General features: G+C 43.8%; 8 protein-coding genes. 5 read left to right on the top strand and 3 right to left on the bottom strand.

Annotated features, from left to right (window positions below; translation table 11 throughout):
- Window positions 1-222: 222 nt before the first annotated feature.
- The 4 genes from ACNPAA_RS20060 (at window position 223) to ACNPAA_RS20075 (ending at window position 4,988) form a co-directional block, all read left to right on the top strand.
- Window positions 223-657, top strand: a complete 435-nt coding sequence (locus ACNPAA_RS20060; protein ID WP_111897046.1) for an EamA family transporter — start codon at window positions 223-225, stop codon at window positions 655-657.
- Window positions 658-862: 205 nt separating this feature from the next.
- Window positions 863-2,485, top strand: coding sequence for a phosphoethanolamine--lipid A transferase MCR-3.16 (locus ACNPAA_RS20065; protein WP_111273845.1), 1,623 nt, complete (start codon window positions 863-865; stop codon window positions 2,483-2,485).
- A gap of 66 nt (window positions 2,486-2,551) precedes the next feature.
- Window positions 2,552-4,177: an MCR-3-related phosphoethanolamine--lipid A transferase gene (locus ACNPAA_RS20070; protein WP_101531736.1), complete on the top strand. Its 1,626-nt coding sequence runs from the start codon at window positions 2,552-2,554 to the stop codon at window positions 4,175-4,177.
- Between the two features lie 403 nt (window positions 4,178-4,580).
- On the top strand, window positions 4,581-4,988 hold the full coding sequence (locus tag ACNPAA_RS20075; protein ID WP_111875117.1) for an H-NS family nucleoid-associated regulatory protein: 408 nt from the start codon (window positions 4,581-4,583) through the stop codon (window positions 4,986-4,988).
- Window positions 4,989-5,400: 412 nt separating this feature from the next.
- Here the strand turns inward: ACNPAA_RS20075 and ACNPAA_RS20080 are convergent, their stop codons facing one another.
- A complete protein-coding gene (locus ACNPAA_RS20080; protein ID WP_005895552.1) occupies window positions 5,401-5,607 on the bottom strand; it encodes a helix-turn-helix domain-containing protein in 207 nt (68 codons plus the stop codon).
- Window positions 5,608-5,725: 118 nt separating this feature from the next.
- On the opposite strand from ACNPAA_RS20080, the gene ACNPAA_RS20085 reads away from it, so the two are divergent.
- Complete coding sequence (locus tag ACNPAA_RS20085; RefSeq protein ID WP_395270544.1) at window positions 5,726-6,322, top strand: hypothetical protein; 597 nt, start codon at window positions 5,726-5,728, stop codon at window positions 6,320-6,322.
- 332 nt (window positions 6,323-6,654) lie between these two features.
- Here ACNPAA_RS20085 and ACNPAA_RS20090 read toward each other — a convergent pair whose 3' ends face one another.
- A complete protein-coding gene (locus ACNPAA_RS20090; RefSeq protein ID WP_128821499.1) occupies window positions 6,655-7,137 on the bottom strand; it encodes a hypothetical protein in 483 nt (160 codons plus the stop codon).
- A gap of 147 nt (window positions 7,138-7,284) precedes the next feature.
- Window positions 7,285-7,737, bottom strand: coding sequence for a site-specific integrase (locus tag ACNPAA_RS20095; RefSeq protein ID WP_201972457.1), 453 nt, complete (start codon window positions 7,735-7,737; stop codon window positions 7,285-7,287).
- Window positions 7,738-8,322 lie beyond the last annotated feature (585 nt).

The raw sequence follows: 8,322 nt of genomic DNA on the forward strand, positions 1-8,322 counted from the left end.
AAGGTGCGAATAAGTCATATGGCACGAGAGCATTTACTGGTAACCCATTGATATTAAATGACTAAAATTTTCATTTTTTGTTCTTGGGATACTTGTTCGCACTTTCCTTAGACGAATCGCCGTCTATGAAAGAGTGTCAGGGATTTATTAAGAAACACTTAAGCTGGATGGCGCCATGTGAAAAAATTTAACATTGATGCGTAGCGAATTGTGGAGTGTCAAATGGACTCACAAACTGGGTGGTTCTACTGGGCTTTCTTGTCTGCAATTTTTGCTGCTCTGACTGCAATTTTTGCGAAGGTAGGGGTGGAGGGGGTTGATTCTGACCTTGCAACTTTGATCCGCACAGGAGTGATCATCGTTGTTTTATCAGCATTTATTGCTTACACAGGGAAGTGGGCCAATCCTTTTGGTCTAACACCAGAGACTTGGATTTTTCTTACTCTGTCAGGTTTAGCAACAGGCGTTTCTTGGGTCTGTTACTTTCGAGCACTCAAGATTGGTGAGGCTTTTAAGGTTGCCCCAGTAGACAAGCTCAGCCTTGTCCTGGTTGCTATTTTTGCTTTCACTTTCCTTGGTGAACGACCATCGGTCAGAGAATGGCTGGGCATTGGCATGATCGCTGGCGGTGTCTTGCTATTGGCTTTCAAGCGATAGAAAGCTGAACGAAGCGCATCTTAAGACTTCCTTAATTTTAGCTGTGTATCATTTCGGATAAGACATTTGTGATTAAGATCGCATTTTTATCAGTAAATGACAAAATGCCGCTTAAGCTCACGTACAGCTTTGTTACCATTCATTTTCAACATAAAGACAAGATGTCTCGTTAGAAAGTGATTGTTGGACTATTAATGGAGTAAGTATGCCTTCCCTTATAAAAATAAAAATTGTTCCGCTTATGTTCTTTTTGGCACTGTATTTTGCATTTATGCTGAACTGGCGTGGAGTTCTCCATTTTTACGAAATCCTTTACAAATTAGAAGATTTTAAGTTTGGTTTCGCCATTTCATTACCAATATTGCTTGTTGCAGCGCTTAACTTTGTATTTGTTCCATTTTCGATACGGTATTTAATAAAGCCTTTTTTTGCACTTCTTATCGCACTTAGTGCAATCGTTAGTTACACAATGATGAAGTATAGAGTCTTGTTTGATCAAAACATGATTCAGAATATTTTTGAAACCAATCAAAATGAGGCGTTAGCATATTTAAGCTTACCAATTATAGTATGGGTTACTATTGCTGGTTTTATCCCTGCCATTTTACTTTTCTTTGTTGAAATTGAATATGAGGAAAAATGGTTCAAAGGGATTCTAACTCGTGCCCTATCGATGTTTGCATCACTTATAGTGATTGCGGTTATTGCAGCACTATACTATCAAGATTATGTGTCAGTGGGGCGCAACAATTCAAACCTCCAGCGTGAGATTGTTCCAGCCAATTTCGTTAATAGTACCGTTAAATACGTTTACAATCGTTATCTTGCTGAACCAATCCCATTTACAACTTTAGGTGATGATGCAAAACGGGATACTAATCAAAGTAAGCCCACGTTGATGTTTCTGGTCGTTGGTGAAACCGCTCGTGGTAAAAATTTCTCGATGAATGGCTATGAGAAAGACACCAATCCATTTACCAGTAAATCTGGTGGCGTGATCTCCTTTAATGATGTTCGTTCGTGTGGGACTGCAACCGCTGTATCTGTCCCCTGCATGTTTTCCAATATGGGGAGAAAGGAGTTTGATGATAATCTCGCTCGTAATAGCGAGGGTTTGTTAGATGTGTTGCAGAAAACGGGGGTCTCCATTTTTTGGAAGGAGAACGATGGCGGCTGCAAAGGCGTCTGCGACCGAGTTCCTAACATCGAGATCAAACCGAAGGATTACCCAAAGTTCTGCGATAAAAACACATGCTATGACGAGGTTGTCCTTCAAGAGCTCGACAGTGAAATTGCTCAAATGAAAGGGGATAAGCTGGTTGGCTTCCACCTGATAGGTAGCCATGGCCCAACCTACTACAAACGCTACCCTGATGCTCATCGTCAGTTCACTCCTGACTGTCCACGCAGTGATATTGAAAACTGCACAGATGAAGAGCTCACCAACACCTATGACAACACCATCCGCTACACCGATTTCGTGATTGCAGAGATGATTGCCAAGTTGAAAACCTACGAAGATAAGTACAACACCGCGTTGCTCTACGTCTCCGATCATGGTGAATCACTGGGAGCATTAGGGCTTTACCTGCACGGTACACCGTACAAGTTTGCACCGGATGATCAGACCCGTGTTCCTATGCAGGTGTGGATGTCACCTGGTTTCATCAAAGAAAAAGGCATGAATATGGAATGTTTGCAGAAAAATGCCGCAGCCAATCGCTATTCTCATGACAACATATTTTCTTCTGTCCTGGGAATATGGGATGTGAAGACGGCTATCTACGAACAAGAATTAGATATCTTTAAGCAATGTCGGAATAATTGAGTTGCGAATCGTTGATATTTTAATGAAGTGGTTTTTATAGAAATAGACGTTTAACAGGTAATTGTTATGTTTTCAGCTGTCAGAATAAAAGTTGTTCCATTTGTACTGCTATTGGCTTTGGTATTCGCATTTTTGCTGAACTGGCCCGTTCTGCTCCATTTCTATGACATATTGTCTAACATCGAGCACTTCAAAATAGGGTTTGTAGTTTCAATCCCATTCCTACTTGTTGCTGCATTAAACTTCGTCTTCATGCCATTCTCGATCCGCTTTCTGATGAAGCCGTTCTTTGCATTCCTGTTTGTTACAGGTTCTATCGCCAGTTACACCATGATGAAATATCGTGTGTTGTTTGATGGTGATATGATCCAGAATATATTTGAAACAAACCAAAGCGAAGCTTTTGCATACGTTAACGCTCCAATAATAATCTGGGTTATTTTGACCGGTTTGTTACCCGCAGCATTGATATTTTTTGTGAAAATTGAGTATGCATCTACCTGGTACAAAGGTATCGCCCAGCGATTGTTATCTATGTTTTTCTCTTTGGTAATAGTTGGGATAATTGCTGCCTTGTACTACCAAGATTACGCATCAATTGGTCGTAACAATCAGACTCTAAATCGTGAAATCGTTCCAGCTAACTTCATGTATAGCACCAGTAAGTACCTGTATAGACGCTATATGGCAGAGCCCATCCCTTTTGTTACTTTAGGTGATGATGCCACACGGGTTACGAAAAAGGACAAACCAACATTGATGTTCCTGGTTGTTGGTGAGACTGCTCGTGGTAAGAACTTTTCAATGAATGGCTATGAGAAAGATACCAACCCATTCACAAGTAAGTCTGGTGGTGTGATCTCCTTTAACGATGTCCGCTCCTGCGGGACAGCAACCGCTGTATCCGTCCCCTGCATGTTCTCCAATATGGGGAGAAAGGAGTTTGATGATAATCGCGCTCGCAATAGCGAGGGCCTGCTAGATGTGTTGCAAAAAACGGGGATCTCCATTTTTTGGAAGGAGAACGATGGAGGCTGCAAAGGCGTCTGCGACCGAGTACCTAACATCGAAATCGAACCAAAGGATCACCCTAAGTTCTGCGATAAAAACACATGCTATGACGAGGTTGTCCTTCAAGACCTCGATAGTGAAATTGCTCAAATGAAAGGGGATAAGCTGGTTGGCTTCCACCTGATAGGTAGCCATGGCCCAACCTACTACAAGCGCTACCCTGATGCTCATCGTCAGTTCACCCCTGACTGTCCACGCAGTGATATTGAAAACTGCACAGATGAAGAGCTCACCAACACCTATGACAACACCATCCGCTACACCGATTTCGTGATTGGAGAGATGATTGCCAAGTTGAAAACCTACGAAGATAAGTACAACACCGCGTTGCTCTACGTCTCCGATCATGGTGAATCACTGGGAGCATTAGGGCTTTACCTACACGGTACACCGTACAAGTTTGCACCGGATGATCAGACCCGTGTTCCTATGCAGGTGTGGATGTCACCTGGATTTACCAAAGAGAAAGGCGTTGATATGGCGTGTTTGCAGCAGAAAGCCGCTGATACTCGTTACTCACACGATAATATTTTCTCATCTGTATTGGGTATCTGGGACGTCAAAACATCAGTTTACGAAAAGGGTCTAGATATTTTCAGTCAATGTCGTAATGTTCAATAAATTACATTATTGGGGGCTCAGGCCCCCAATCATCTGTTAAATAATAGGTTTATTACTATTGTCCGTGTATTTCATGGTTGAAATTTTTAACGGGCAAATCAGAAAGAGGAAGGGAAAGTGCGAACAAGTATCCCACGAACAAAAAATGAAAATTTTAGTCATTTAATATCAATTGGTTACCAGTAAATGCTCTCGTGCCATATGACTTATTCGCACCTTCCTTAGCTACACAGTGTCATAGAAGATTAGAGCCAGGTCACTCAGCAGATCCAAACGCGATATCGCTCACGTCTTTTTGAATAATGCTATTTCTATAATCATCTTGGTGCCAAAAACAGTGGAGCTGATGCTGGGATTGAGAGATAATTCTCCAGATATAAAAATGTGATACATGAGGCTATCAATGAACGATTTTTTGAAAATTCTGCTGAATATCCGTAGCCTTCGTGCTGCATTGCGTGAGCTCTCTTTTGAGCAGTTGGTCGAGGCTAAAGACAAATTTGACGAAATCTATGCCGAACGTGAGCATCAAGAGAGCAAAATCAGAGCTGAGTCAGCCGAGCGCCTGCAAAAACTGGCTGAGTTTACCGAGCTGCTGAAAGAAGCTGGCATAGATCCGAGTGAGCTGGTTGGTACTGCGGCTCCGGCGAAAGCTGACGGTTCAGCTAAAGCGAAACGCACTCCTCGTCCAGCAAAATACCGCTATACCGAGGATGGTCAGGAGAAGACCTGGACTGGTCAGGGTCGTATGCCTAAAGCTATCGCGGCAGCTGTTGAAGGTGGTAAAGCGCTGGAAGATTTCCTGATCTAATACTGATAGCCCATGCAGTATTGCGTGGGCCTTTCATTCTGTTTTTAGTAGGAGCCCGTATGGGGAGAACATTAAAGGACATCATCTCATCCGAATCACCCGAGGTTGTCCAGAGAGCCAAGGCTCTTGCCGAATAACAACTGGTACGTCTCAGTATAACCAAATTGCTTTCAAATCTCGGTACAGGTGATGTTCCTGCAATAGATCCCGATGTTCTCGATAGTTTGTTGTCGCTCAAAAAATCAGTTGAGAGCCATGACTGTCGGTTAAGGAAAGTGCGAACAAGTATCCCACGAACAAAAAATGAAAATTTTAGTCATTTAATATCAATGGGTTACCAGTAAATGCTCTCGTGCCATATGACTTATTCGCACCTTCCCTGGGTAAAGAGATAATTATTTGGCAAATATATCTATGGCAGCAGATCGCGAATGTCACACCCCATAACCCTGGCAAGACGATAAGCCTTTTCCAGGGTGACATTGACCTCACCACGCTCAATTCGTCCTACGTAGCTTCTATCAATTTCGGCCGCATATGCGAGTGCATCTTGCGATACGCCCAATTGAAGCCGTCTATCACGTACAGCATCACCAAATTTTTTTGCTAGCTCTTGCATGTCTCGCCTCTCGCTGGCGAGCACTATCTCTGGTTGTCTGGCTAACGACCACGGATTATAATCCGCAAACGAGTTTAGATTTCCACTAAGTGTTTTCGTTCGAGGCCCAGGATTACTTATGAGCTCCCAGACCGTGTGGTTACCAACCGCGCTCTACACCGCACTCATTCGATGGCAGATGGATGACTTCACTGCGATAGGATTTGTAAATGCCATTTTTGGTGACAAAGCAGAATCGCAGATAGGTCAGCGGCGTTATCGTTATACCTTCATTTATCGGCATCTGATCAAGCTCGTAAATAAGGGACTTCTAAAAAGGAAGCATGTTGATGATGGGAAGCGCTGTTCTCATTTCATCAGGACTCCCAAGTTCGATGAAGTGCATTTCAAAGAGGAATTTATTGGGCCTTGTGCGCTTGTAACGGAATCGGGTAAGGAGCGTAAGTCGGAAACGTATGAATCCGTCCTGGAAGGACTGATCGCGAGAGCACAGCACTACCGTAAGGGGTTGCAGGAATGTGATTCAATGCTCGCTGAGTACCAGCAATTAAGAGTGGACTTCTCCATATTGGATCCAGCGATTGAAAGTGCCATCAGCAATACCGTTGCAGAGAAACGCGATTTGCGGGGCAGGCTGGAGGCCGTGGAGAGGCTTTTGAGGGGGTTAATTGCGTTTAGGGAAAGTGCGAACAAGTATCCCACGAACAAAAAATGAAAATTTTAGTCATTTAATATCAATGGGTTACCATTAAATGCTCTCGTGCCATATGACTTATTCGCACCTTCCCTAAAATTTCACTTGCTTCCACGGTATATTAAGAACGATGCGAAAAAAGCATTCTCTTCGATGAAACTTAAGCATTTAATTCTTTATATACAATTAGCTAACTTATACCATGGGTTTGTAATTATAAATGTGAACTGGGTGCCATTACTAAGGAGGGTGCTAATAAGCACCCTCCACAACGAAACTGAAAAAATTAGTTTATTAAATTCAAATGCTTACAAAGGCGCATTTTTATGTTTGGTGACTTATTCGCACCTTCCCTAATGTAAAACTAGCTTTGGCGGTTCCCTTGTGCCATCACTGTCAAGATACTCTTCATATTCGGCCATAAAGACAGAGAGGTTTTGGTTGAATCTGCGCAGGTCGTACCCCCGTAATTCAATACCACCTAGTAGTGACTGTGCGATACTTAACGCATGCGTATCTGTACTGATCTGATCAATCAAGAATCCCTGTTTTGCTAGATGTTGGTGCATCCAATTGATGTCACCAGCACTCTTATACAAACACCAATGGAAGAAAAATATTAGTGCGCCACATTCATAGATGAAGCGGAAAGGATCAGTTGCACTCCCCTCCGTTTTTGCAATCATCAGCCCTAGTTCGTTACCACACTCAGGCCCAAGATCCCCCATCATACGTGATACCAATGATGGGTTAACCCCTAGAGTACGTGACAATATGTCCACTGCCTTTCTTACTGTTTTTGCTTCGGTGAATAGTTGAGAAATGAGCTTGAGCATTTTTTTAAGTACTCCAAGTGCATTGCTGACGATTTTGTGAGCTAAGTTAGCACGCTGTTATTGCAAAGAGCTATTGTCACTCTTTATTGAGTAACACCATTAGGGCTCACATTACTATTCATCGTCGCTAAAGCAATGCCTTTGTATTCAGGAAGATAACCCACGTCCCCAGAAGTTAACGGAAATCACAGTATCCGCTGCCAGATCCAACAACCGCCGCTCCCATAGCTCCAAGGCTCGCCGCTTCTCTGGCAGGTATTCATAGCGGTCATAGTGCTTGCTGGATACGTCATTCAGGGCGTGATTCTGTAGGCGGTCGCGCAGATCTTTGGCTATGCCCAGCTCGCCCATCAGAGTTTTACAGGTTCGGCGGAAATCACGGGGGATAAAGTGCGCCATCTCGGCGCGTTTGCGGTAACGATCAATCGCTTGGCTAAGTGAAGCCATCGGCATTGGTTCGCTCGGCTTGGTGGCGTGGGCAAAGATAAAGGGACTATCCCCCGTTGCCGCTTGCTGCTCTCTCAACACCCGCAAGGCGCTATCAGTGAGTGGGATCAAGTGAGGGCGGCCATTCTTGGAAAGCTCGGCGGTAATGGTCAAGGGAGGGTGCGAATAAGCACCCTCCACAATGAAACTGAAAAAATTAGTTTATTAAATTCAAATACTTACAAAGGCGCATTTTTATGTTTGGTGACTTATTCGCACCTTCCTTAGAACTAATGGCTGGGCTCTTTTTTTCACTTGACTATTGTTTGAACTATCACTGTCTTACCTCAGGGGCGACATTGCTCCGATCGTGTGTACCAATCCCGTAGGCCATGACTTTATTCTGGAGGTATGCCTGATGGTGAAGCCATGTAGTGGGGTGATTACAGCGGCAGTTATGCGGTAGGGGCTTATTTGAGCTGTAACCCTGGCACCAGTCTGTGACTTTCCAGCCCATACAGTCATAGGTCATTCCGCTAGCCGATGACGTTATCTCATACGTCACCTGCTATTCGGTTCAGCTCGGTGTCTTCGACCAGCTCCTGGTAGCAGACAAAGATATAGGGTGACAAGCAGTTGAAGGCGGGGTAGTTACCGTTCAGGATGGCAACATCAGACCCGTTACCCTTTTTCAGGAAACGCCCCATAGGGAGGCGAACAATGAAGCCAAAAACCACCTTCGATTTTCAGCATCACAGC

It is taken from the genome of Aeromonas sp. PS2Canimalfood6, from assembly GCF_048276795.1.
Classification (GTDB): Bacteria; Pseudomonadota; Gammaproteobacteria; order Enterobacterales; family Aeromonadaceae; genus Aeromonas; species Aeromonas caviae.